At 58.8% G+C, this 26,313-nt stretch carries 16 protein-coding genes; 12 read left to right on the top strand and 4 right to left on the bottom strand.

Translation table 11 applies throughout. From position 1 onward, the window contains the following. Positions 1-124 precede the first annotated feature (124 nt). From HY011_01020 to HY011_01010, 3 genes are all read left to right on the top strand, one after another. The gene (locus tag HY011_01020; GenBank protein ID MBI3421495.1) at positions 125-802 is read left to right on the top strand and encodes an ABC transporter ATP-binding protein; all 678 of its coding nucleotides are present in this window, start codon (positions 125-127) and stop codon (positions 800-802) included. A gap of 287 nt (positions 803-1,089) precedes the next feature. Continuing rightward, positions 1,090-4,443, top strand: a complete 3,354-nt coding sequence (locus HY011_01015; GenBank protein MBI3421494.1) for a TonB-dependent receptor — start codon at positions 1,090-1,092, stop codon at positions 4,441-4,443. Positions 4,444-4,572: 129 nt separating this feature from the next. Next, positions 4,573-5,676: a phosphoglyceromutase gene (locus tag HY011_01010; protein MBI3421493.1), complete on the top strand. Its 1,104-nt coding sequence runs from the start codon at positions 4,573-4,575 to the stop codon at positions 5,674-5,676. Between the two features lie 134 nt (positions 5,677-5,810). Here the strand turns inward: HY011_01010 and prmC are convergent, their stop codons facing one another. The 4 genes from prmC to rpmE form a co-directional block, all read right to left on the bottom strand. Then, positions 5,811-6,665, bottom strand: a complete 855-nt coding sequence (gene prmC, locus HY011_01005) for a peptide chain release factor N(5)-glutamine methyltransferase (protein ID MBI3421492.1) — start codon at positions 6,663-6,665, stop codon at positions 5,811-5,813. 3 nt (positions 6,666-6,668) lie between these two features. Further along, complete coding sequence (gene prfA, locus HY011_01000; protein ID MBI3421491.1) at positions 6,669-7,757, bottom strand: peptide chain release factor 1; 1,089 nt, start codon at positions 7,755-7,757, stop codon at positions 6,669-6,671. 61 nt (positions 7,758-7,818) lie between these two features. Next, positions 7,819-8,946 carry a DUF1385 domain-containing protein gene (locus HY011_00995; GenBank protein MBI3421490.1) on the bottom strand — a complete coding sequence of 376 codons (1,128 nt, stop codon included), beginning with the start codon at positions 8,944-8,946 and terminating at the stop codon, positions 7,819-7,821. Between the two features lie 246 nt (positions 8,947-9,192). Then, on the bottom strand, positions 9,193-9,432 hold the full coding sequence (gene rpmE / locus HY011_00990; GenBank protein ID MBI3421489.1) for a 50S ribosomal protein L31: 240 nt from the start codon (positions 9,430-9,432) through the stop codon (positions 9,193-9,195). Between the two features lie 246 nt (positions 9,433-9,678). Here rpmE and HY011_00985 point away from each other — a divergent pair, with 246 nt between their 5' ends. From HY011_00985 to HY011_00945, 9 genes are all read left to right on the top strand, one after another. Next, positions 9,679-10,842 carry a pyridoxal phosphate-dependent aminotransferase gene (locus tag HY011_00985; GenBank protein ID MBI3421488.1) on the top strand — a complete coding sequence of 388 codons (1,164 nt, stop codon included), beginning with the start codon at positions 9,679-9,681 and terminating at the stop codon, positions 10,840-10,842. A gap of 19 nt (positions 10,843-10,861) precedes the next feature. Then, complete coding sequence (locus HY011_00980; protein ID MBI3421487.1) at positions 10,862-11,785, top strand: methyltransferase domain-containing protein; 924 nt, start codon at positions 10,862-10,864, stop codon at positions 11,783-11,785. A gap of 240 nt (positions 11,786-12,025) precedes the next feature. Beyond that, positions 12,026-12,790, top strand: a complete 765-nt coding sequence (locus tag HY011_00975) for a carbon-nitrogen family hydrolase (protein ID MBI3421486.1) — start codon at positions 12,026-12,028, stop codon at positions 12,788-12,790. 471 nt (positions 12,791-13,261) lie between these two features. Beyond that, positions 13,262-13,849 carry a hypothetical protein gene (locus tag HY011_00970; GenBank protein MBI3421485.1) on the top strand — a complete coding sequence of 196 codons (588 nt, stop codon included), beginning with the start codon at positions 13,262-13,264 and terminating at the stop codon, positions 13,847-13,849. 66 nt (positions 13,850-13,915) lie between these two features. Next, positions 13,916-22,756, top strand: a complete 8,841-nt coding sequence (locus tag HY011_00965; GenBank protein ID MBI3421484.1) for a DUF11 domain-containing protein — start codon at positions 13,916-13,918, stop codon at positions 22,754-22,756. Positions 22,757-22,869: 113 nt separating this feature from the next. Next, the gene (crcB, locus tag HY011_00960; GenBank protein MBI3421483.1) at positions 22,870-23,247 is read left to right on the top strand and encodes a fluoride efflux transporter CrcB; all 378 of its coding nucleotides are present in this window, start codon (positions 22,870-22,872) and stop codon (positions 23,245-23,247) included. A 273-nt stretch (positions 23,248-23,520) separates the two neighbouring features. Then, the gene (locus HY011_00955) at positions 23,521-24,717 is read left to right on the top strand and encodes an ATP-grasp domain-containing protein (GenBank protein ID MBI3421482.1); all 1,197 of its coding nucleotides are present in this window, start codon (positions 23,521-23,523) and stop codon (positions 24,715-24,717) included. A gap of 177 nt (positions 24,718-24,894) precedes the next feature. Then, positions 24,895-25,329, top strand: a complete 435-nt coding sequence (locus tag HY011_00950; GenBank protein ID MBI3421481.1) for a hypothetical protein — start codon at positions 24,895-24,897, stop codon at positions 25,327-25,329. 39 nt (positions 25,330-25,368) lie between these two features. Then, positions 25,369-26,280, top strand: a complete 912-nt coding sequence (locus HY011_00945; GenBank protein MBI3421480.1) for a hypothetical protein — start codon at positions 25,369-25,371, stop codon at positions 26,278-26,280. Positions 26,281-26,313: the final 33 nt, after the last annotated feature.

Here is a 26,313-nt window from a genome sequence, read left to right as displayed (position 1 = left end):
CGACTAACGACTACCAACAACCGGCTACCGACTACCGAGGTAATTTATGGTTGCTGCAATGATGGAACTAGAGGCCAAACCCCAAATGCAACGCGAGCGGACAAACGAAGACGCACGGCCCACGATGATCCGCACGACGGATCTTTGGAAGACTTACGTGATGGGCGACGAAGAGATTCACGCTTTGAGCGGGGTTACGTTCGAGATCAAACAGGGCGAATACGTCGCCATCATCGGGCCTTCGGGGTCGGGCAAATCTACGCTGATGAATATGATCGGCTGTCTGGATACGCCTACCAAAGGCGAGTACTGGCTGAACGGCAAGCTGGTTTCGCAGATGGATGACGATGAACTGGCCTACATCCGCAACAAAGAGATCGGCTTCGTTTTCCAGACGTTCAACCTGTTGCCGCGCGCGACGGCGCTGCACAACGTTGAATTGCCGCTGATATACAACGGCACGCCCTCCGCCGAACGCCTCGAGAAAGCGAAGAAGGCGCTGGAATCGGTCGAATTGGGCCAGCGCATGACCCACAAACCCAACGAGCTTTCGGGCGGCCAGCGGCAACGCGTCGCCATCGCGCGCGCGCTGGTCAACAACCCTTCGATCATTCTGGCCGACGAACCGACCGGGAACCTCGATTCCAAGACCTCGGTTGAAATCATGGCCTTGCTCGAACGGCTGCACGAACGCGGCAATACGATCATCGTCGTCACGCACGAGCCGGACATTGCGTCCCATGCGCATCGCGTGCTGACGATTCTGGACGGACAGATTTCCAAGGACGAACGACTCAAGTAGGAGACTGACAGCCTGGCCTGAAAAAGCTGCGAGCAGCACAACACTGCTCGCAGCTTTTGTTTTGCCGGGGCCAATCTCCGTCTGGACGGTTGACTATGCCGCCGCTTGCGGCGAAGCTATGCCAACGAAAAATCCTGCCGATGACTTTTCCATCCGAGACAGGAAGCCTGCTTTGCTGGGATGTAATTTTGACGTTAATTCGCACGTAAGCTAACGCAAGCTTGACGCCGCGAAGGTACGCTTGCCACTTGGCACTCACATACTCTATCCACTCAAGGAGTCAGAAGATGAAGTTGAATTACACCTTGCAACGCTTGACGCGCCTGTCTGCCGCTGCGTTGCTATGCTGCCTGTTTGCGCCGCTGGCGTATGGGCAATTTGATACCGCGACGGTCGTAGGTACCGTGCGCGACGCCTCGGGTGCGGTGCTGCCCAAAGCCAATGTGACGGTCAAAAACACGGCGACCGGCATTACCCATACCGTGCAAACGGACGAAGAAGGCAATTACCAGATCAATAACGTCAAGATCGGCGTTTACACGATCAGCGCCGAAGCCGCGGGCTTTTCCAAAGCTGTGGCCGAAAATGTTCAGGTCAATGTCGGCGCGCGCCTGCGCGTGGATTTGGCGATGAAGGCCGGCGCGGTGACTGACACCGTTACGGTCTCAGCCGATAGCGCGCAACTGCTCCAATCCGAATCGAGCGACCGCGGCCAGATCATCAACCGCGAACAGATCGTCAATCTGCCGCTGAATGGCCGCGCTTATGCCGATCTGGCATTGCTCTCACCCGGCGTGCGGCGTTCGGCGCTGGCGACGCTGGAAAATGGCGCGCGCGATGCTTCGTTCAACGTCAATGGGCTGCGCTCATCGCTCAATAACTTCATTATTGACGGCGTAGACAACAACTCATACGGCACCAGCAATCAGGGCTTTTCCAATCAGGTCGTGCAGGCTTCGCCCGACGCCGTGCAGGAATTCAAAGTCCAGACCAACAACTTCAGCGCCGAATTCGGGCGCGCGGGCGGCGCGGTGATCAACGCCGCAATTCGCAGCGGCACCAATGAATTTCACGGCACGGCCTACGAATTCCTGCGCAATACGTCGCTCAACGCGGTCGGCTTTTTCAAACCGACGCGCGGATTCAAACCCGTCCTGCTTCAGAATCAGTTCGGTGGCACCATCGGCGGTCCGATCATTCACGATAAGACCTTCTTTTTCGCCGATTACGAAGGCTTCCGCCGCATCATTCGCACGCTGCAATTCGGCACCGTGCCGACGGCGGCGCAGCGCGCGGGACAGTTGGCGGTGCCCGTGCGGAATCCGTTCACCGGCACGGTCTATGCCGACGGCAACATCCCGGCGAACGAAATCACGCCTTTTGCCAAGAGCGTGCTGGCTGCGCTGGCTCTGCCGGTGACCAATCCGACCGCGACTGGCGTCGGTTCGAACAACTATGAGAACCTGCCGCGTAGCAAGTTTTATAACGACAAATTCGACCTCAAGCTCGATCACACCTTCAATAGCAAACTGAATGGTTTCGTGCGCGTCAGCCACCGCAAGGTGAACAATTATGAAGCGCCGGTCATTCCCGGGCCGGTCTTCAGCGGCGAACGTAACGCCTTCATTTATGTGTTGAACCAGCAACTCGCCGGCGGCGTGACCTATAACCTATCCAGCAATTCAATCGTGGAATTCCGGCTCGGCATTTCGCGCACCCAAGCGGGCAAGCACCCGACCGGTTTGGGCGATCCGAACTTTCTGTTGCCGGGCTTGCCGACCGATCCGACCATTGGCGGCGGTTTGAACTCGCAGGCCATCAGCGGTTTCACGCAGATTGGCCGTCAATCGTCCAACCCGCAGCATCAAGACCCGTTCATCTGGAACCCGCGCGTCAACTACACGCAGGTGCTGGGCCGCCACAGTTTGAAGGCCGGTTACGAATACCAACGGATCAACACCGAGGTCGAAGACTTCGCTCCGAAATACGGGCAGGATGCTTACAGCGGTCAATTCAGCCGCCCGACCACGGTAACGGGGAGCAACAACATCTACAACTTCGCCGATTTCCTGTTTGGCGCGCGCAGCCAATATCAGTTGGCGAATTTCTTTCTGGCGCAATACCGCCAGCGCATGCATTTCGCTTACTTGCAGGACGATTTCAAGGTGAATCAAAAGCTGACGCTCAACCTGGGGGTGCGCTACGAATTCGCCACACCACAGTACGAAGACAAGAACCAGTTGACCAACTTCGATCCGGTGGCGAAGAAGCTGATCTTCGCCAGCAGCGGCTCACTTTACAATCGCGCGTTGGTCAATCCCGACCGCAACAATTGGTCGCCGCGCCTGGGGCTGGCTTACAACCTGACGCCGAAGACGGTGATTCGCGGCGGCTACGGCATCAGCTACATCCACTTCAACCGGCTGGGCGGCGAAAACCTGCTGGCCTTCAACCTGCCGCAAATCATCGGCGTGACGATTGATCAGGCGATTACGTCGCCGCTTTGCACGGGCGACAACTTCCTGAACTGCTTCCGCCCGACGCAGGCCGGTTATCCGGCGGGGCTGATTTCGCCGGCGCGCGCCACCACCTTGACGACGCGCACCAACTTCTCGCCCGCCGAAACGCGGACGGGTTACGTGCAAAGCTGGCATCTGACCGTGCAGCGTGAATTGATGAAGGGCTTGCTGCTGGACGTGGGCTACGTCGGCAATCACAGCGTCAAACTGGTTGCGCTGGGCGATTACAACCAGGCGCGGACAGTGACGGCGGAAGAGATTCGCTTGTCGAATTTGCCGACGACCGATCCCAACCGCAAAGCGCTCCCGTCGCTCCAATCACGCCGCCCGCTGGCTGATTTCGGTTTCGTGCAGGCTTCGTTCAATGCCGGCTTTGCGAATTACCACGCCTTGCAGATCAAGCTGGAACGGCGGTTCAGCCAGGGTCTGTACCTGCTCAACTCCTTCACCTGGTCGAAGGCGATTGATAACGTCGCCGGTCATTTGGAAACGCAATCGGGCGACAACTCGCGCCTGAACATTCGCAACATCGGTGCTGACAAGGGGCTATCGAATTACAACCAACCGCTCAACAACACGACCAGCGTGGTGTATGACTTGCCGTTCGGCAAAGGCCGAAAGCTGGCCAATAGTTCAACCGCGCTCGATTACCTCATCGGCGGCTGGCGTGCGACGCTCATCAACACCCTGAACAGCGGGCTGCCCGTCAATCTGTTCTACAACGCAGTTTCTGGTTTCAGCGTCGGTGGTCAGGCGACCCTGCGCCCGAACCTGACGGGGCAGCCGTTGCGCAGCCCCGGCGTTGACCCGAACGATTATCTGAACGTCGCGGGAGTTTCCATCCCCACCGGCGACCAGTTATTCGGCAGCGCCAGCCGCAACATCGTGCGGGGGCCTGGCTTCGCGCAAACCGATCTGGGCTTGCACAAAGCGTTCCCGGTCTGGAAAGAGCGCACCAAGCTGGAATTCCGTATGGAAGCCTTCAATCTCTTCAACCATACCAACTTCGGCGCGCCCGACCCCACTGCAACGAATGCGCGCACGGCAACTGGCGGTTACGGCACCATCCGTACCACTTTCCCGGCGCGACAGCTTCAGTTCGCGTTGAAGCTGATTTTCTAAAAACTAAAGGAGAGTACGGAACAGACGGAAAGAACGGAACAGACTGAACGGAAACCAACGGGCTTTTCCGTCTGTTCCGTTCTTTCCGTCTGTTCCGTACTCTCTGCTTTTCCTGAAGGCTACGCTGCAATGAAAACCAAAGACACCCTACGCATCCTCGTTTTCCTCTTCGCCCTGACCCTGGCTGCCGCCGCGCAAACCAAAACCGAAAACGTCATCCTGATCACCTTCGACGGCGCGCGCACGCAGGAGATTTTTGGCGGCCTCGACCTCGACATCCTCAAAGACAAAACCAAACGCGGCAAAGTCGAGGACTCCGCGCTTTATAAAAAATACTGGGCCGACACGCCTGCGGCACGCCGCGAAAAGTTGATGCCCTTTTTCTGGGGCACGCTGCTGAAGCAATACGGTTCGATTGCCGGGAATCGCAGTTTGAACAGCGCCGTGATGACGACCAACAAAATGTGGTTTTCCTATCCCGGCTATTCCGAAATCCTCACGGGGCAGGCGCACGACGACGTCATCAACAGCAACGACCGCAACCGCAATCCGAACACCAGCGTGCTCGAATTCCTCAAACGCAAGCTCAAGCTCAATCAAAACCAGGTCGCGCTGTTCGGTTCGTGGGATGTGTTCAACTGGATCGGCGAACACGAAGAAGGCGCGGTGACGATCAATGCCGGGCACGAGCCATATCCTTCGACCGACCCGGAAATCAAAGTGCTGAGCAAGCTGCAAAACGAACGGCTCAGTCCCTGGGATAGCGTGCGCTTCGATTACTTCACCGTGCGCTTTGCGCTGGCGCACATGCAAAAGTATCAGCCCCGCGTCGTGCACATCGCGCTGGGCGAAACCGACGATTGGGCGCACGGCGGCGAATACGCGCACGTGCTCGATTCGTTCGCGCACAACGATCAACAGATCAAAGCGATTTGGGAGTACCTGCAACGCACGCCGCGTTATCAGGGCAAAACTTCGATTCTGTTCACCACCGATCACGGGCGCGGCAAAACCATCCGCGACTGGACGGATCACGGCGAGAAAGTCCCCGAAGCGCAATACATCTGGATGGCTTTCGTCAGCCCGGACAGCGCGCTGCGTGGCGAATGGAAGGATGCCGAAACGATTTACCAGAATCAGGCCGCCGCGACGCTCTGCCGCTGGCTGGGATTCGATTACAGCGAGAACAATCCGCAGGCCGGGAAGCCGGTGGCGCGTTTGTTTGGTAAGTAGCCGCAACCTGGGTACGCACCGCTTCCAGCGTGCGGTCTTGGGATCAGAAACAACAAGGCCGGAGGGATTCCCTCCGGCCTTCGCGTGTCCGCTGCCAAATCTGCACGCTGGAAGCGGTGCGTACCCAGGGGTTGCTATCGTCGCCGCAACACCAACGTGCGCGGAATGCCCTGCAAATCGTCAAGCATCTGCGGCTCCGTCCAGATGGTTTGATCCGCCAACGCACTGACCGCCGCCGATTGCGTATAACCCAACTCACACAGGAAGTAACCGCCCGGCTTCAGTCGCGCCGGAGCATCTGCCAGCAACCGGCGATAACAGCCCAAACCATCACCTTGATCGGTGAGCGCCAGCGCCGGTTCCCACTCGCGCACTTCGCGTTGCAGCGTCGGCATTTCGTGCGCGGCGACATAAGGCGGGTTGGAGACAATGAAGTCGGCTAAGGGTTCCGCTGGCACTGCGTCGAGCCAATCGCTTTGCACGAACTGCACGCGCTCAGCCACACCATTCAATGCGGCATTGCGGCGCGCCACGGCGAGCGCTGTGGTCGAGATGTCCGTGGCAATGACTTGCGCGCCTTCCAATTCGCGCGCCAGCGTTACGGCGATGCAGCCCGAACCGGTGCCCGCATCCACAATCACCGGATTCGTCCAGTTGTGCAGTTGAGCGAGGCGAATGACTTCTTCGACGAGAATCTCGGTTTCGGGGCGGGGAATTAGCACGGCGGGCGTAACCAGAAACGGCAAGCCGAAAAATTCCTGCTGGCCGGTGATATATTGCAATGGTTCGCCTGCGGCGCGGCGCGCGATCAAGGCGGTGAAGCTGGTTTGTTGTTCGTCAGTGAGTTGCTGGTTGAAATGCACGATCAGATGCGTGCGGTCGCAAGTGAGCGCGTGGGCGAGCAGCGTTTGCGCGTCAAGCAGGTCGTTGGGAACAGCGGCGGCGCGCAAGGCGGCGCTGGCTTCTTTTAAGACTTCAGCGATGGTCATGGCTTACACGCCCGCGACTTGCCGCTCGGTCTCCTGCTTCAATTTCTCTGCCTGGAAGAACGCCACCGTCGAATTGATCAACTCATCCAGCCCGCCTTCCATAATCAAATCGAGTTGATGCAGCGTCAGGCCGATGCGGTGATCGGTGACGCGGTTCTCTTTGAAATTGTAGGTGCGAATCTTTTCGGAACGGTCGCCGCTTCCGACCATCGAACGGCGTTCGGCGGCGATGGCGTCGTGCTGTTTCTGCTGCTCGATTTCGTAGAGCCGCGAACGCAGCACGCGCATGGCTTTCTCGCGGTTCTTGATCTGCGACTTTTCATCCTGCATCGAAACGACGAGGCCGGTGGGCAAGTGTGTCAGGCGCACCGCAGAATAAGTCGTGTTGACCGATTGGCCGCCGGGGCCGGAGGAGCAGAAGGTGTCGGTGCGGATGTCCTTGGCGTCAATTTTTACGTCCACGTCTTCGGCTTCGGGCAGCACGGCGACAGTGACGGCGGAGGTGTGAATGCGTCCGCTGGTTTCGGTTTGCGGCACCCGCTGGACGCGATGGACGCCGGATTCGTGTTTGAGTTTGGAGTAAACCTTGTCGCCTTCGATGATGGCTTCGGCCTTTTGAATGCCGCCGAGACCTGTTTCGGAAATGTCCGTGATTTGGAATTTCCAGCCGTGGCGTTCGGCGTAGCGGGCATACATCCGCATGATTTCCGCCGCGAATAAACAAGCCTCTTCGCCGCCCGTGCCGGCGCGGACTTCAAAGATGACGTTCTTTTCGTCGTTGGGATCTTTGGGCAGCAACAGGACTTTCAATTCCTCTTCGACCCTGACGCGGTTCACCTCATTTTCGGCAAGTTCGAGTTCGGCCAGTTCGCGCATCTCAGCTTCGGTCGTTTCGGCGAGCAACTGGCGCGCGCCCGCGATGTCATTGTCGAATTTCTTCATCTCGCGGTATTTCTCGACAATCGCTTCGAGGTCGCGGTGCTGCTTGGCGATCTTGGTGTAGCGCGTCTGATCAGAGATGACGTCGTTGTCGGTCATCTGCTGGGTCAACTCTTCGTAGGTTCTTTCGATGGCTTCAAGTTTGTCGAACATAAGCGAGTAGTCAGTAGTCAGTAGTCAGTAGTCAGTAGCGGAGCAAGTAAACTGCTCGCTGCTAACTGCCGACTGCTAACGGTTCTTGGGGCTCCAGCTTTAACGATTCTTTTAGGGCGTAGATTGCCACTTCTAACTGGTCGTCGGAGGGTTCTTGTGTCGTCACGTTTTGCAGCCAGAGACCAGGCAGTGTCATCAACGAGAACAGCGCGCTGGATTCTTTCTTGCCCGCCGCGCGGATGATTTCGTAGGAGATGCCCGCGATCAACGGCATCAGCGCGATGCGCGTCAACATATTCAAAAGCAGCGCGTCGAATTTGACGACCGAGAAAAGCACGATGGAAACCAGCATCACCACCATCAAGAAGCTGGTGCCGCAACGCGGATGCTGGCGCGGATGGCGGCGCGCATTGGCGACGGTTAACTCTTCGCCCGCTTCCCAGGCGAAGACGGTTTTGTGCTCGGCACCGTGATATTCAAAGATGCGCTTGATGTCTTGCAGCCGCGAAAAGCTCCAAATCATCAGCAAAAACAGGCCCATGCGAATCACGCCGTCGAGTAGATTGAAAGAAACCGAGGGGCGCACCGGTTTCATGTAAGCTTGCAACCAGTGCCAGCCAGCCTGATACCAGGGCGCATTGGCATCGGCAGTGAAAGTGGCTTGCGGCGCATTGCCCCAGCCGAAATAGATAAACAGCGCATTGGTCACCAACAGCGGCAGCACAATGAAGAGCAACACGTTGAAGATGAGTGCGAAAACCATCGAACCGGCAGCCGTGGCGGCAGCGGCGGATGACTTGGGCTTTTCTTCAGTTTCTGCCACTGCGCGGAGCATTTCGGGTGCTTCGATAGCGTGAGCCGTTGTCATCAGCACGCCGGTCGCAGCGGCGGCTTTGACGGCAGGCTGGACTTGCTGCTCGACCGCTTCCTGCTCTTCCATCGCCACGGTTGCCGAAAAGTTGAGCGCCTTGATGCCGAGCGCCATCGAATGGATCAGCACTGCGCTGCCGCGCAAGACGGGAATTTTGAGCCAGGGATATTTTTCATCCAACTTCGGCAGCGGTTCAGCTTTGCTGACAATCTGGCCGTCCTGCCGGCGCACGGCCACCGCATAGGAATGCGGCGCGCGCATCATCACGCCTTCAATCACGGCCTGACCGCCGACGATGATTTCTTTTTCAGGTTTCATTGCTGCTCCTTCCGGCACAAATCTGTCACGCGCACGCCCAAAACAGAAAGCCACAGCCGCAATCCCGGTGCGCAACAATGACCAGCGCAAGTGGTCATTTGGTCAGCACGGGATGCGCTGTGGCTTCGTAAATTTACGACTGCTAGCGATGAACGCACACACAGAACGGCCGAGGCGCGCGGGCGCTCAAGCCGGACAATGTGTGATGAACGAATCTCAGCTTCATAGCGTTTGGTGGCAGTCCGCCTATGCCACTGGTTCCGCTTTTGGTTCCGCCTTTGGCTCCGCCTTTTTAGCATAGCGTTTTTGGAATCGTTCAACGCGGCCCGCCGTGTCCACCAGCTTTTGTTTGCCGGTGTAAAAGGGATGGCAGGTCGAACAGATTTCCACGTGTAGTTCTTTGCGTGTCGAGCGCGTCGTCCAAGTCGAACCGCACGCGCAGACGACTTTGCATTCCTGATAGTTAGGATGGGTATTGGGTTTCATAACACACCTCTCTGGCCGCTTCGGCCCGCTAGAATTTCTCTCAAAATTGAATCAAAAACTAATTGATAAACTTGCGCGACCGCGTACCCACCCGCTACAGACGCGAATTTGACGTGGTTGGCAAACCGGAAAAGTAGCCGATGCCTGTGGTACTGTCAAGCAGCACCTCTTTCGTGGCTGGGCTTTTGACAAGATGCCGCTTGCCACGCTAAGAGAGCACCACACTTTTTACGAGGTTCCCAAACAATGCAGCTAGCGCAACGCATGCAGGCCGTTCAAGCGCCGATCATTCCGGTCGTCGCTGAGCTGATCCGGCAAACCCCCGGGACGATTTCGCTGGGGCAGGGGGTGGTCTTTTATGAACCGCCGCCACAGATTTACACCGCCGTGCAAGAATTGCAGCAGCGTCCCGACTTGCACAAATACCAGCCGGTTTATGGCGTGCCTGCCTTGGTTGAACAGATTGCCGGCAAATTGCGCATTGAAAACGGCATCGAGGTCGGCCAGGACAATCGCATCGTGGTGACGGCGGGCGGCAATATGGCGTTTATGAATGCCGTGCTGGCGCTTTGCGATCCGGGCGACGAAGTCATTCTGCCCGCGCCTTACTATTTCAATCACGAAATGGCCATCACGATGGCGAATTGTACGCCGGTACTCGTGCCGACCGACGCGAATTACCAATTGCAGCCGGATTTGATCGCCGCCGCCATTACCCCCAAGACGCGCGCGCTTGTGACCGTCTCGCCGAACAATCCGACCGGGGCGGTTTATCCCGAACAGGCCCTGCGCGCCGTCAACGAACTCTGCCGCGCGCGCGGCCTCTATCACATCAGCGATGAGGCGTATGAGTATTTCACCTATGATGATGCCCGCCACTTTTCACCGGCTTCGATTGCCGGGAGCGGCGCGCATACGCTTTCGCTTTATTCCTTGTCGAAAGGCTACGGCTTTGCCAGTTGGCGGATCGGCTGGATGGTGATTCCTGAACATCTTTTCGAGGCCGTCAACAAGGTGCAGGATACGATCCTGATCTGTCCGCCGGTGGTCTCACAACTTGCCGCCCTGAGTGCCATGCAGGTGGGCCGCAGCTACAGCGCGGCCTATCTGGCCCAGTTGGCGGAGGTGCGGTTGGCCGTGCTGCGTGAACTGGCGCAGCTTGCGCCGCATTGCCAGGTTCCGCCCGCCGAGGGGGCCTTCTATTTTTATCTGAAGCTGGCGACGTCGCTGCCTCCGTTGGCGCTGGTCGAACGGCTCATCCGCGAATTCCGCGTGGCCGCCATTCCCGGCAACGCGTTTGGCAGTGCGGGTTGTTACTTGCGCATTTCGTATGGCGCGTTGCAGCCGGAGACGGTCAGGGCAGGGGTTGGGCGGTTAGTACACGGCGTGAAAACGATTTTAGGAGAATAAAAACCGGGAGGTCTTCAACGTGGAAAAAGGGCTTAAGCTCACGGAAGCTGACTATCACTGGCGTGCGCAAGCCTGCCCCATCTGTGTGTCTGAACCAGCCAGGTATTTAGGCCGGCGTGGCGGCGCCGCGCATCGGCAATGTTTAGGTATTGAAACGCGCCTCTGGCGCTGCGGCGGCTGTGGGTTGATCTTCCCCAACCCGATGCCCATTCCGAAAGGCGGTTTGGAGCAGCATTATGGATTGCCGCCCGAAGAGTATTTTGCGGCTCACGACGAAGCGGGCAAAGCCGAGAGCGCAGTACGTTTGTTGCAAAAGGCTGAAACGCTAGGCCGTGGCAAAGGGCGCTTGTTGGATGTTGGGGCCGGGCGTGGCGAGATTTTGTACGCGGCCAAACAGGCGGGTTGGGAGGTTGTCGGCATCGAGCCATCGCCGCCGTTCGCCCGTTGGGCGGCGCGCAATTCCGGCGTAGAAGTGCTAACCGAAGCCATCGAAAATTGCAGCCTGCCTGCTGAATCGTTTGAGGTCGTTATCCTGGCTGCCGTGTTGGAACATCTGTATGAACCGGATGCTGTCATTCGTTCCATTGCGCGGGTCTTGAGACCCGGCGGACTGCTCTTTGTGGATGTTCCGAACGAGGCGGGACTCTATTTTCACATCGGTAATCTTTATCAACGATTACGTTTGCGGAATTGGGTGGTTAATCTTTCGCCGACCTTCTCGCCCTTTCATGTTTTCGGGTTTACCCCGCAATCCTTGCGCCGGTTATTGGCAAAACATGGCCTGACGCCGCTGGAATGGCGCATGTATGGTGGAACCAGCCTAGTGCCGCACACGGGCGGGTGGCTCAGCGCTGCGGAAAAGGCGGCGGCACGCATCATTTCGGATTTGAGTAATTATGTCGAAATGGGGACTTACATCGAGACATGGGCGCGTAAGGCCTAAAGCCTGAAGTGAGGATGGAAAACTGCGACAGATGCGGCAGACCGAGAATTGGGTTGAGTCACCTGGCTCGTGGAATCAAAACCAGGGCTTACGCAAGACACGAACAGGTTAGCCACAGAGGCACGGAGACACAGAGCCTTTTCATAGTATTGGCGCCGTTCTCCCACTTCCTCCGTGTCTCTGTGCCTCTGTGGCAAAGTTTTGCGTAAGTCCTGAAAACGATATGGGAGAAGAAACAAGATGAATGTATTTGCCGTCCAACTGGACATCGTCTGGGAAGACAAAGCCGCCAATCATCAGAAAGTGCGTCAGTTGCTCGATCAAACACCGCCCGCGCCTGGCTCGCTGGTCGTGTTGCCAGAGATGTTCGCAACCGGCTTCAGCATGCGGGCAGCCGTCATTTCTGACACCGCCTCACAAGAGACCCAGCAGTTCCTGGCGGAAACCGCCAAGGCCTTTGGCGTGTATTTGGCGGGCGGTGTCGTGACCACCGGCAAGTCAGGCCAAGGGCGCAATGAATGCGTGGTATATGACCCCGTCGGCCAGGAAATCGCGCGTTACTGCAAGCGGCATCCGTTTACCTACGGCGGTGAGTCCGACCACTATGAACCCGGCGAAGAGGTATGCCTGTTCGCTTGGGAAGGCTTCAAAGTCGCCCCGTTCATTTGCTACGACCTGCGTTTCCCGGAAAGCTTTCGCGCGGCGGTCAAACAGGGCGCGAACTTGATTTTGGTGATGGCCAACTGGCCGGTCACGCGCATCATGCATTGGGAAGTGTTGCTGCAAGCGCGTGCCATCGAAAACCAAGCTTATGTGTTGGGCGTCAACCGAACGGGTCAAGACCCCACGTTGTCATACTCTGGCAGCAGCCGCATTATCAGCCCGCGCGGCGACCTGTTGGTTACGGCGACGGCGTCTGAAGGTGTGATTCAAACTGAGGTGAGCCTGGCGGATTTGGAAAGATATCGCCGTGATTTGCCTTTTCTCGCTGATATGCGTGGCTAGAATATGGGCTGGCAGTAAATTCAAAAGCACCTTAAGACCGGTGTCTTGCCAAGGTCAGAACCGGGCGATATACTCCGGCACGTGATTAAACGTCTCTCGCCTCATTTGCTTAAGACCCGCTAGAAATTCCAGGTCGAAGTGAAAACCAAGGGCCGTTTGATCAATCTCTCAAGATTCAGCTACAACATTTTCAGTTGAGTCTATCGTTGTGAAGTCGCAATCGGCATCGGGCACTTCACAAGCTCTGTACCTTACGCCAAACAATTTGGTCGCCGGTTAGTGTTTGCCTGGGAATAACCGGCGAATATGCTTTAGTACCTATAGAGATTAAAGGTCTTCAGTTCTGGTGCGGGAGCCGGTGATCTCAGATCGCCTTTCTATGGCTGGTATTTGGGAAGGACTCTGGCTGGTTGGGTTTAACAAAGGCACCTTGTTTTTGATTGTTCTTTGGTAGTTTCGCCAAGGGGCCGAATGCATCACACACTCACACACAAATCCGGGACTGCTTTTACGCACAGCTTGTTGAGGCTTTTTGACGCCGTGTTAATGGGCGGAGCTTTGGCTGGCCACACGCACGTTGTTTCACCTTTTACAACCTCGCAGACAGCCGATTTTGCCTCTTTACCAAACGCCAATCACTTTTCGAAGCAAGCTGTCTTGCCCTCTGCATCCACTAACCCCGGCAGCCCCGGTTCGCGCCCTTTTGATGTGGGCCTGGCTGGAATGTATCAGTTCTCAAATTCCCTGCAACTGATGGTGGATCAGCAATCGGCCGGCAACCTGCTCTGGTCGCTTCACACAAATGCCGCAGTTATTTGCTTGTGCTCTCAGCCCGGGAACAGGCTTGAAGGGGCGCGGCGCAGCGGCGTTGGCTTACAAAGCTTGCGCAGCGTTTCTCAGGCAAAGAATTCTGGCTCGATTAGTTGCGACCACGAGGAACTCGCTACTCGGCCCCAAGTTCCAAATCCTTATTTCACGCTTTCGTTGCAAGGACTGGCTGAGAGCGGCGATTTTCTGTGCCCGGGGCGCAGGGAAAAGTTATCTCCAGTACTGCATTAGATCTTATTGCGTTTGAGGCCTAGACCTCCGCGCTGTTTTAACCTTTAGCGATTTAGGAGAAATCCGATGCGAATTACACACACACAACACCTCACGACACGGCGCGCGTTCCTCATTAGCGGCGCAGTGTTGATTTTGGCAGGACTGGTCTTTGCTTTCGCGCCCATGCGGCCTGTGGCGGCTGCCCGCCAGGCTTTGGTGGCACGCGTGCAGGCCAGCGCGGCGGCGGAAAAGATATTATCTGTCGCTCCCGCACCCTTGCGCACCGCCATCAAAAAGCAACTTTTACCATCAACGTATAAAAACGCGGCTGCCCCTGTGGCGACAGCCGCGATGTTTACGCCCTACAACATCACCAAGTCTGCGACACCGCCCAGCGGCAGTTCAGTTGGGCAAGGGCAGATCATTACCTACACCATCACTATTACGAATGGTGCGACGGCTGATACGACGGCTGGTAATGGTTTCATTCGCTCTTTCGACACCTCGACGACCCAAGGGCTGTTCCAATTCAACCCGGCGTTCCCGACAGGTGTGATGACCCAGCCTGGCGGGGGGAGCGCTTGGGGGCCTTGCACGATCACTCCGAATGGAAATGGCACCAATCAGTTCACCTGCTATGCAGGCGATGGCATTGGTGGCGGCGCGGATACTTTTGCCGCTAACCAGACTGTAGTGCTCAAGGTGGACATGCTCGTGTCGCCCGCCGCGACACCAAATAACATCATCAACGACACCGCCTTCTTCGAGACCGACCTTGACGGCAATGGTGTTGATGAAGTGTTCATCGGTTCCAACATCGTGTCACACATCGTCGCGCCCTCCGCCGATTTGGCGATCACCAAGTTCGCACAGACTGCGCAGCCGCCGTTGCCCGATCCGCAGAACTCGGTTCTGGCGGGTGGCAATTCGGTGGGCATGATCAGCCTGGGCAGCATCGGGAACGAAGGGCGTGGCAACATCAGCTACGTCCTGACCGTCAACAACCTCGGTCCGGCCAACGCCACCAACGTCATTATTGAGGATCAAGTCCCAGGTGGGCCGGTACAGCTTGCGGGCGTGAATGCCCCGCCGCAAGATTATCCGGTCGCCGGGCCTGTGCCAGGCCAGCCGATCATTCCAGCGGCTCTGGGTGTGATTGCCGTGAGCATTGCCAATGACACGGGTGGGCCGCCGGTCGGTACTGCCACCACGTTTGCCATCGGCTGTCATGACTTCGGCGCGGGTGCGCTGCTGACGTGCCGTCCGGGCAACAACATCGCCATCAATCCGGGCTATACGCCGGGCGTATTGCCGGCGGGCTTCCAGGCGCGCATCGCCTATCGCCTCCGCGTGCTGGCTTCGGCCACGCTTAATCAAATTATTGGCAACTCGGCGCGGATCACCAGCAACGGCTCAGAAGACATCAATGCTGGCAACAATACCTCGCTGACGACTTCGAATGTGGTCATCACCAAGGCCGACCTGGGCATCACCAAAGTGACGTCGAACCCAACTCCGACGGCGGGCGGCGCGGCTTTCAGCTACACGTTGGTGGTAACCAATAATGGCCCATCGGACGCGCAGAACATCGTCGTGACCGATCCGCTGCCGCCGGGCATCGTCTTTCAGAATGTGGGAGTCGTGAACAATCCGGCCATCGCCGGGTACGGGTTGATCTGCACCGGGCCACCAAACGCCACCAATGGAACGGTCACTTGCACCGGCAGCCTGCCCGGCCCGGATCCGAACACGGCTGCGGTTTCTACTTCGACGATCTTTATCGTTGCGCAGATTGTACCGAATGTGGCGAGTGGCGTTCGCACCAACACCGCGACAGTTGCTTCCGCCACGCAGGAGCCTACGCCCAACGTTGCGCCCAACACGGCGAGCGTCCAGCAGAACATTGTGGTGGACGCGCCGCTTTCGATCACGAAGGCTGGCCCGGCGACGATTTGTGCCGGTGACACCTACACCTACCACATCACGGTCAATAATGGTGGCTCGAGCACGGCGCTCAACGCGACCATCAGTGATCCGCTGCCGGCGAACACTACGTTCCTGAATTTAAGCGGGAACGGCGGCTTCCTGACCGGCTGTTCACACAATGGCGGGACGCCGGGCACGGTGACTTGCGCGGCGGTGGACATCCCGACCGGTCAGAGCACGCTCGACATCACGGTCAAGCTGTCGCCCACCGCGCCGAGTGGGGCGCTGGCAAATACGGCAACCATCACGACTGCTGGTACCGGCACGATCGCGGTTGGCACTTCGACCAGCACGGCGACGGTCAATCATTGCTCCGATCTGCAAATCACCAAAGATGATTCGCCGGATGCGGTGTTGGCTGGTCAGGACATCAACTACACGATTACGGTCAAGAACGTCGGCCCCAGCGACATCGGCGCGGGTGAATTCGTTGTCGCAGATGCGCCTTTCCCTCCGACCGGTACGACGCTCAAGACTGGCACCGTGATTACTGCGGCAGGCTTTAGTTGCAACCTGGCTACGGCGTTCCCTTGTACTGCGACGTCAGCGTTGTCAGCAGGCGCATCGGCAACGATCAAATTTACTGTCACCGTCAACGCCAACTTTAACGGCGGCCAGCCGGGTGGCTTTATCAACAACACCGCGACGGTGAACATCGTCGCGGGATCAAATGCGATAGATCCGGTTTCGGCCAATAACACTTCGACAGTGAATACACCGGTTGGGCCGAGTGCCGATTTGTCTGTTCAGAAGGCTTCCTACACGCTGGCCGGTTCGGCTTTCGATGCGCAAGTGACGGCGGGCGGCGCGATCTCGGCGGCTCCGCCAGCTTTGCCGGTGCCAATTGTGACCGGTCAGGGCGAGATCTTCTACGGCTTGACCTATCGCAACAGCGGGCTGGGCGATGCGGTCAACGTTCATATTCGTGACGTGATTCCGGCGAATGTGCAATTCGTGGCAGGTTCGATTGTGGTGACACCGGCGGCTGGCCCAGCGCTGACTTGTACGGTCTCGCCACTGCCCACGCAACTTGATTGCACCCCGACGGGTGGCGGCACGTTGCCGGCGGGTGCCAACGGCACGATTTCGTTCCGCACGCGCGTGCTGGCAAACGTGGCTGAGGGCACGGCAATCAAGAACACTGCGACCATTCATTCAGAGGGCGTCGGCGCGACACCGGCCACACCTGATCCGAATGGCGGCAATAACCTCTCGAACGAAACGCAAAACCGCGTGCGCACCGAAGCGAACCTGGCCATCACCAAGACCGGTCCGGCCAGCGTCAATGCGGGCGCGAACATCACCTACACGCTAACGGTGACTAACAATGGCGTATCTGACGCGCAGAATGTGGTGGTCAAAGACACCTTGCCGCCCAACGTTAGCTTCGTCTCGGCTTCGAGCACGAACAATCAATTCACCTGCACGCCCGACAACGGCAATGCGGGCGTGGTCAATTGCACGGCGGCGACGCTGATTGCGAACGACCCGAACATCATTCCGCCGCGTTCGGGCAGCAACACCGCGACGATCACCCTCGTCGGCAAGGTAGCCGCGAGTGTCGCCAATGGCACGGTGCTGGCAAACAACGCCACCGTTTCAGCGACCACCAGCGATCCGGTACTGGCCAACAACGCGGTCGGTCCGGTCAACACGACCGTGACGACTGATTCCGCCGTGACCGTCATCAAGACGGACAATCCCGACCCGGTCGTGGCGGGCACCAATCTGACTTACACCATCACGGTCAACAATAACGGCCCTTCCGACGCGCAAGCTGTGAGCGTGGTTGACACGCTGCCGCCCGCGACGCAGGTGCAGTTCCTTTCCGCCACTGGTACGGGCGTCTTCAGCGCCGCCAACTCCTGCGCGCAAGCAGCGAACGTGGTGACATGCACCGCGATTCCGGGTGGCGTGTTCCCGGCAGGAGCGACGGCCAACATCACGATTGTCGTGAAAGTGCTGCCGAGCGTGCCGCCGAATGCCTTGCCGCAAAATCCGGATGATCCGGCTGGCCTGCTTAACACGGTGGTCATCAACTGGTCTGACAGCAATGGCGTGGTCGGCCCCTTGGTGGCGCAAACTGCGACTTCCACTCAGCGCACGACCGTGCGGCACGAGTCGGATATGTCCATTAAGAAAGAAGCGCCGGACTTCGGCATTGCGGGTACCCGCATTGATTACCGGTTGACGCTGCGGAACCTGGGGCCCAGCGATGTGCTGGGCGACAATCCGCCGCAAGGCAATCCGCCCACCGGGGCCGGTTCGATCATTGTCCGCGACGTGTTGCCAGTGGGCACCACGCTGGCGAACATCGCCAACAATCCGTTCGTGCCTGCCAATGGGCCGGGCGGCTTCACCTGCACCTACACGGCGGCGACGCGCGAAGTGCTCTGTAAGAACGCGCCCGGCGCGGCGGGCAACTTCTTCGCCGGGGCCAGTCTCGACATCATCGTCAAGGTTGACATTGATTCGAATGTGCCCGACGGCACGAACCTGGTTAATTGCGCGACGGTGACGCTGCGCAACACCAATCCGACGCCGGAAATTGATCCGCTCGGCGGCGGCCAACACAACGACGCTGACGTAGTGACGGTGGCGGCGAACGGCAACAACCAATCCTGCGACACGACGTTGGTGCGTGGGTCGGCTGATCTGGGCATCGCCAAGACTTCCAGCCCGGTGGTTGACCCGGATGGCGCAGGCCCGCTTGTGCCCGTGGCGCTGCCCCCGGCCAATTCGCCGACCGGTTCCGTGGCGGCGGGTGGTTACATCCGCTACGACGTGCCGTTTGGCAATGCTGGCCCGTCCAGCGCCGTCAATGTGCGCATCACGGACAACGTGCCGGGCAACACGGCCTTTGTCGGCGCGCTGGCGACCGGTGGCGTCTTCGTGCCGGCGGCGCAACCGCCCGCGCTGCCGTTCACCTTCACGATCCAGGCCGACACCACACCAGCGGCCCCGATCAATCTGACTTGCACGGTGGCGGGCAACCCCGGCACGGCGCAGATCACGTGCGTACCGGCGGACAACACGGGTGTGAATCCGGCCTTCCTGGCGGGCGTGTTGCCTGCCAGTTACACCGGCACGCTGACCTTCTTCGTCAAGGTCAACGAATCGGTTTCGGGCGGCACGATTGTGGGCAATGCGGCCAACATCACGTCCGCGCCACAAGGCAGCACGCCGGGCACCTCCGACCCGAACCCCGGTAACAACACCAGCCTGACGACCAGCAATCTGGTGGTCGCCAACTCGCAACTGGCGATTACCAAGGTCGTGCAGAACGGAACCTTCGCCCAGGCGCTGCCCGCGACGACGACCGTCTTTGGGTTGACCAATGCCAATCAATTGGTGCGGTTCAACGCGGCCACGCCGGGCACGCTGATCGGTGCGCCATTGGCAATCGTCGGTCTGCAAGCAGGCGAGTCGGTACGCGGCATTGATGTCCGTCCGGCGACGGGCGTGCTCTATGGGTTGGGCGTTACCGGCGGTACGACCGGGCGGCTTTACACGATTGACACAGTCACCGGCGCGGCGACGCAGATCGGCGCTTCGTTCACGTTGCCGCAATCGGCGGGCGTCGCGGCGGGCACGGATTACGGGTTTGATTTCAACCCGACCGTGGATCGCATTCGTGTGACGGCCAACAGCCGCGACAACTTCCGCCTCAACCCGATCACGGGTGCGGTGGCTGGCGTGGACACGGCGCTGACGGCAGGCGCGCAGGTGACAGGGGCGGCGTATGACCGCAACAACGCCGGGGCCACGCAAACGACGCTTTACGGCATTGACTTCAACACCGACCAGTTGGTGACCATCGGCGGCATCAACGGCGTGCCCTCGCCCAACACCGGCGCGGTCACGACCGTCGGCAATCTGGGCGTCAATACCAGTGCGGACGTGGGCTTCGACGTTACCAGTGGCGGGGGCGCGACGGCGTATGCCTCGCTCAACGTGGCTGGCGCTTCGGGCCTTTACACCATCAACCTGGCGTCGGGCGCGGCCACGCTGGTCGGCAATGTCCCAGGCGTTACCCTCGTGGACATCGCGGCGGGCCAGACGGGGCTGGTGCCGGGTACATTGGCGACTTACCGCATCAACGTCGTCAACAACGGGCCATCGGATGTCTCGAATGTGCGCGTCCTTGACCTGATCCCGGCGAATGCCAAGTACGTCGCGATCAATCAAATCGCGCCCTTCAGCGCCACCTTCACCTGCGCGGCGCCTACTGGCATCGTTGATCCGGCGGGGAACGGCGGTCAGGTGCAATGTACTGCCCCCTTGCTGTCGGCCAACGCGCCGAATAACACGGCGGCGTTCGACATCACCGTCTTTATTGATCCCGCGACGAAGGTTGACGTGACCAACACGGCGATCATCAACGCGACGATCAACAACTTCAACACCTCTACGTCGGCCACGGCGGTGCAAACCAACGCGGTTGGCCCGACTTCGGACATCGTGACGGTCAAATCGCACACGAATACCTCCGCCGACGGCCTCTCGGTCGTGGCGGGCACGATTTTCGAGTACACGATTGACGTGACCAACAACGGCCCAAGCACGGCGGCGATGCCGCGCTTGAACGACATCATTCCGGCCTTCCAGACCATCGTGGCGAAGGCGGGCGTGGTGCCGCAGGTCGCTGACATCACTCTGCCGACCGGCTGGACGTGCGCTCCGGCAAACTTGATCGGCTTTGGCAATGGCGCGACGCTGGTTTGCGACGGGCCAGCGCTGCCGCCGAACAAGAAGCAGAACGGCGATCCGAACCCGGCGGGCACGATTCAGTTCAAGTTCAAGGTTCGTCAAGACCCAAACACGCCGCAACCGGCGCCGACCTTCTATGACAACTGCGTGACCTTCGAGTCCATGTCGTTCGACCCGACCACGGCGGGCGACGGCCCGACGGTGCAAGCGGGCTTGCCGGATACGACGGCGGACGCCAATGGACGTTTCGTCAATTCCAGCGTCTGTGATCGCGTCAACATCACCTTTGTTTCACCGCTGACGGCCGCCAAGGTGGACACGCCTGACCCGGTCATCGCGGGGAATTTGCTGACCTACACGATCACGGCTTCGCCGCAAGGGCCGAGCGCGGCGCTCAACTTCACCATCAGCGATTTGCTGCCGCAGGGCACCGCCTTCGTTTCGGCGGTCGCCTCGTCCGGTGCAACACTAACCACGCCGACGGTCTTTCCTGCCGTTGGTTCGGTCGGTACTGGTGTGGCGGGTGGCCCGACGGTGACGGCGGTGTGGGATGCAGCGGGCGGTACGGCAGGCGGTTTGACGCCGGTCGGCACCGTGCGCACGCTGACCATCGTTGTGCGCGTCTGTGCGGACTTCCAGCAGATTCGCAACCTGACGGATGCGCAGATGTGCGTGCAGAACCTGACCAACAACGCGAATATCTTCTCGTTGACGCCGCCGAATCTGGTGGGCAATCCGGTCGTGGCGTCGGCGACGACGACGGTACAGGCGCAATCCGATCTGAGCATCGCCAAGAGCGGCCCGGCTTCGGCGATTCCGGATTCGGTAGTGACCTACACCTTGACGGTCAACAATGCGGGGCCGTCCAACGCGAATGGCGTAGTCGTGACCGACGTGCTGCCGAAAGGCTTCACGCTGGTGAACAATAGCGTGACCATCACGGCGGGCGCTGGCGGCGGCGGCATCGCTGCTCCGAACGCGACGACGGCGACCGATGCGGCTGGCACGCAAACGGTGACGATCAATCTGGGCGTGGTCGGCGCGGCCAATCAATGCGCCGCCCCGCGCGCGACACAGGTCATCATTACCCTGCAAGCGCGGGTGCCCAAGAAGCATCCGAACATCATCGTGACCAACACGGCGACCGTCACTTCGACGAACTGTCTGCCGGAAACGGGCACGCTGGCGGTGCAAGCGAATCCGCTCTCGGGCTTCGCCTCGATCATCACACCGGGGACGCTGCTGTTGGCGAACAACCGCGCGTTCTTCGACACGATCATTGGCCCGCCGCCGAACGATCCTGGCCCAGGTTCGGTGCCAGGCTACCCGGCGACGGCTGAGATCAGTGATCAAAAGGCGGGTTCGATCCTGATGTATCCGATCTATACCTCGGATGCGGCGAACCCGAACTCGCAGAACACGCGCATCAGCGTCACCAACATCTCAAGTGTTGAACAGGCGACGGTGCACTTGTTCGTGGTGGATGGCGCTTCCTGCTCCGTGCTGGATGCCTTCATCTGCCTGACGCCGAATCAGACCGCGACATTCCTGGCTTCGGACTTCGATCCGGGCGCCACGGGGTACATTGTGGCGGTGGCAGTTGATCACAACACTGGCTTGCCGGTCGCATTCAACTGTCTGATCGGTGATGAGTTCGTGAAGTTCGCGACGGGGCACCAGGCCAACCTGGGTGCCGAAGCGGTGGCGGCAGTGATGGTGTTCCCGGCGGGCACGGATCCCTCTGTGACCACTGTGAACCTGAACTTCAACGGCATGAATTACAACCGGTTGCCGGCGTTGCTGGTGTCCGACAATATTCCGAGCCGGGCCGATCAGAACAACACGTTGCTGATTGTGGACGCGATTGGCGGCAATTACACCCGCAGCGGCGCGACGCTGGTTTCGCTGTTCGGCTTTGTTTACGACGATGCCGAGGTCGGGTTGAGCTATACCCAGAACGTCTCGACCTGCCAGTTCCGTTCGCAGTTGAGCAACAGCTTCCCGCGGTTGTTCAACGGCTTTACGAACTTCATTCCGGCGGGCCGGTCGGGCTGGATGAAGCTGTCTTCGACCAGCACCACTGTCGGCATCATCGGTGCGCAGATCAATCAGAACTCGAATGCGAATTCGAGTTCCGGCGCGTTCAATCAAGGCCACAACTTGCATAAGCTGACCTTGAATTCGAGCGTCACGCTGACGGTGCCGATCATTCCGCCAGCTTGCCAATAAGCCGGCAGACAGGCTATACCGGGGCGGTTCGCCAAGCATCGCCCCGGTTGCAATCAATCATTTTTTCAGAAGGCCAGGGCTTAACCGCTCTGGCCTTCTTTGTCTTAGCTACTATGACAAATCTGCTTTGTGTCATGCTCGGCGGCGCGCTCGGTTGCGGGTGCCGCTACGCGGTAGGGCTGCTGGTCAACAGTTGGCTCAAACACCCGAAGTTTCCTTACGCAACCCTTTTCATCAACCTCAGCGGCAGTTTTGTGATTGGCATGTTGGGCGAGCTTTACCGCCTGCAAGTGCTCACCTCGGCGGAATGGCGGCTGGCCTTGATCACCGGCTTGCTGGGCGGCTACACGACTTTTTCTGCATATTCGCTGGAGAATCTGTCGCTCTTGCGCGCGGGTGAATGGGTGCTGGCTGTGACCTATGCCAGCGCGAGCGTGCTGTTCGGCTTGCTCTGTGCCTGGCTCGGTATGCGCATCGCGCAGTTGCTGTAAGCGGCGGTGCGGTACAAGGAGCGGTAGCGACCTGGCGACTCCACGTAGGCAGCCCGCCGAGAGACCAAATCGCTACCGCTCCCTGTACCGCATTGGCGGCTGCGCCACGCCGCTAAAGTAGAAAACTGCAATCCGCCTGAACGGCTGACTCGCCCCATCCGCAACCCTTGTGCTACTCTTCACCGCAGCAATTTCCAGCGCGCCAGCGGTCACGGCGCTTTCAATTCGCCAATATCATCGCCTTCAAACTTTCACACAGGAGCAACGAACGTTATGTCCGAACTGACGATCCTTTGCATGACCAGTTATGAAAAAGGCCAGGAGTTCATGCGCGAATGCAAGCGCCAAGGCTGGCGTGTGCTGTTGTTGACCGATGAAAAGCTGAAAGACGCCCACTGGCCGCGCGAGTGTCTGGACGAAGTTTACCTGATGCCCAGCCTGACCATCCGCGCCGAGGTCAGCAACGCCGTCAGCTATCTGGCGCGCCGCGAACACCTCGACCGCATCGTGGCGCTCGATGAATTTGACATCGAGATGGCCGCCGCCTTGCGCGAACACTTGCGCATTCCCGGCATGGGTGAAACGACCAGCCGCCACTTCCGCGACAAACTGGCGATGCGCGCGCAGGCGCACGAATACGGCATCCGCGTGCCCGATTTCGCGCCCGTGCTCAATTACGACAAGCTGCGCGAATACATGACGCGCGTGCCCGGCCCCTGGGTGTTGAAGCCGCGCTCGTCGGCTTCGGCCATTGGCATCAAGAAAATCAACACCGCCCAAGAGCTTTGGCCGGTGCTTGATCAACTCGGTGACCAGCAATCGCATCACCTGCTCGAACGCTTCGTGCCGGGCGGTGTTTATCATGTGGATTCGGTCGTCTCTGAACGCGAAGTCGTCTTTGCCGCCGTCAGCAAATATGGCGACACGCCGATGAATGTGGCGCACAGTGGCGGTGTCTTCACCACGCGCATCCTGCCGCGGGAAAGTCTGGAAACCGCCGCCCTCGAATCCATCAATCACGAAGTCATCCACGCGCTCAAGATGGTGCGCGGCGTCACGCACGCCGAATTCATCCGCAGCCACGCCGATGGGCATTTTTACTTTCTGGAAATCGCCGCGCGCGTCGGCGGGGCCAACATCGCCGAGATGGTCGAAGCGGCCACCGGGCTGAATCTCTGGGGCGAATGGGCGAAGATCGAAACTGCTACGGCAGAGAAACCATATCGTTTGAAAGAGCTGCGGCAGGATTACGCCGGCATTTTGATCTCGCTGGCCAAGCAGGAATGGCCCGACACGGCGGCTTACACCGATCCCGAAATCGTTTGGCGGATGAACAAGGAATACCACGCTGGGCTGATCGTCGCCTCGCCCGCGCACGAACGAGTGAAGGAATTACTGGACAGTTATACCGAGCGGTTTTATCAGGATTTCTATGCGACGGCGCCGTTGCCGGATAAGCCGACGGCGTAAGAAGCGGGGCTTGCGCAGCGGGACGGTACCGCGCGCGTCAGCAAGCGGAGCCTGAGCGGTTCGGCCAACGGCGTAAACTTGACGCGCCGCTTGCTCACGCGCGCAGTACCGTCCCGGCCAACGCGCTCCCGTAAACGCAATTGCAAACCGGTCTAGGCGGCAAAGGAAGAGTATGCGATGAGTGAACCATCTTTCGAGCAACTATTGACAGAACTCAGTGCCGACCCTTTCGGCTGGCGAGTTCACTTACCCCTTGCGTTTGGGTCTGTGTTCGCGTCAGAAGTTGACCTTTTGTTTATGACGAGACTCACGATCGAGGCGCATCCAGCGCCGCTGCCAAGCGATAGCGAGAAAGACCTCGCACGTAGCATCATGCCAAACCTTCCGTCCTTTCTTCGTGAAGTAGAGCGACAGTTCAAGGGTTTCAACCCGGAGATACTTGAGCCTGCTATTCACCTCATCGGGCCACACGTGCTAATTGATCGAGAGGATATTCAATATAACGGGGAGCAGCGCTGGATGGTGATCCTTCCATACAAGGAGGATCCGGCCTACCGTACCGTGGTCGAATTCGATGCCAGTCAGTGCTTGGGCATCTGGGCTGGGGATTGATTGCCGCCTAATAAGTCTGCTCAAGGGAATGCGTATCCAATGATCTTGAAAGGAACTCGTAGTAACGACGGGAAAGACGGCAAGTGCGCTTCCTTGCAAGCAGCGCCTAACATCAGCTCAATTACCATCCTGGGCGCGAACGCACCAATGACCAAATTGCCAGCGAGCCTTATCCCTCGCGAGGTTCCGCGCCGTCTTTGGTTCACAGCGCCTGGCTCAATCTATACAGTTGCTCAACTCATCTTCATCTCACTTGCCATGACGGCTTGTGCTCCACCGGCGTCGAACAATGCTCATCCCCTTCTTCTGTTCAATGGAACCGGAACGTCTCCCAATGATGTTGTGGCGGTCGAGACAATCCTGAAGGACAACCATCTCAAATATTCCACTGCGAATTCACGGCAGTTGAACGGTATGAGCGAAGCACAGTTGATGGCTTACCGTCTGCTGATTATTCCCGGCGGCAACTACATCAACATCGGCAACGGTCTGACTTCCAGCACAACCCAGAACATTCACAATGCCGTGCAAGGTGGATTGAACTACCTGGGAATCTGTGCGGGAGGACTTCTTGCCGGAGATGCCCCTTCCAACAGTCTGAGACTGACGCCGGGCGTGCGGTTCGATTTTTACGCGGTCGTGAATCGAAATATCCACAAGGCTGCGGTGGCAATCACCGTTGCCGGTTCGCCAGCACTTGAACATTACTGGGAGGATGGCCCGCAATTTACCGGCTGGGGTGCGCTGGTGGGCAAGTATCCCGACGGGACGCCTGCCATTGTCGAAGGAATGTCCGGCAAGGGCTGGGTGATTCTTTCCGGCGTTCATCCTGAAGCGCCGGAGCATTGGCGCGGCGGAATGAGCTTCGCCACGCCAGCGAGCCTGGACAACGCCTACGCGGGAACGCTCATTGACGCGGCATTAAACCGAACGCAGCTTCCGCATTACTGACGAACGATTCAATGGAGACGCTTCAGTAGCCTA

Source organism: Acidobacteriota bacterium, from assembly GCA_016196035.1.
Classification (GTDB): domain Bacteria; phylum Acidobacteriota; class Blastocatellia; order RBC074; family RBC074; genus JACPYM01.
The sequence above is the reverse complement of the archived record's forward strand: the minus strand, read 5'-3'. Positions and strand labels throughout refer to the sequence as shown.

Coding starts and splice junctions, on each gene's coding strand:
- HY011_00985 (MBI3421488.1), top strand. CDS start 9,679: ATGCAGCTAGCGCAACGCATGCAGGCCGTTCAAGCGCCGATCATTCCG.
- prfA (MBI3421491.1), bottom strand. CDS start 7,757: ATGTTCGACAAACTTGAAGCCATCGAAAGAACCTACGAAGAGTTGACC.
- HY011_01010 (MBI3421493.1), top strand. CDS start 4,573: ATGAAAACCAAAGACACCCTACGCATCCTCGTTTTCCTCTTCGCCCTG.
- rpmE (MBI3421489.1), bottom strand. CDS start 9,432: ATGAAACCCAATACCCATCCTAACTATCAGGAATGCAAAGTCGTCTGC.
- HY011_00995 (MBI3421490.1), bottom strand. CDS start 8,946: ATGAAACCTGAAAAAGAAATCATCGTCGGCGGTCAGGCCGTGATTGAA.
- HY011_00975 (MBI3421486.1), top strand. CDS start 12,026: ATGAATGTATTTGCCGTCCAACTGGACATCGTCTGGGAAGACAAAGCC.
- HY011_00945 (MBI3421480.1), top strand. CDS start 25,369: ATGATCTTGAAAGGAACTCGTAGTAACGACGGGAAAGACGGCAAGTGC.
- HY011_01015 (MBI3421494.1), top strand. CDS start 1,090: ATGAAGTTGAATTACACCTTGCAACGCTTGACGCGCCTGTCTGCCGCT.
- crcB (MBI3421483.1), top strand. CDS start 22,870: ATGACAAATCTGCTTTGTGTCATGCTCGGCGGCGCGCTCGGTTGCGGG.
- HY011_00950 (MBI3421481.1), top strand. CDS start 24,895: ATGAGTGAACCATCTTTCGAGCAACTATTGACAGAACTCAGTGCCGAC.
- HY011_00955 (MBI3421482.1), top strand. CDS start 23,521: ATGTCCGAACTGACGATCCTTTGCATGACCAGTTATGAAAAAGGCCAG.
- prmC (MBI3421492.1), bottom strand. CDS start 6,665: ATGACCATCGCTGAAGTCTTAAAAGAAGCCAGCGCCGCCTTGCGCGCC.
- HY011_00965 (MBI3421484.1), top strand. CDS start 13,916: ATGCGAATTACACACACACAACACCTCACGACACGGCGCGCGTTCCTC.
- HY011_00970 (MBI3421485.1), top strand. CDS start 13,262: ATGCATCACACACTCACACACAAATCCGGGACTGCTTTTACGCACAGC.
- HY011_01020 (MBI3421495.1), top strand. CDS start 125: ATGATCCGCACGACGGATCTTTGGAAGACTTACGTGATGGGCGACGAA.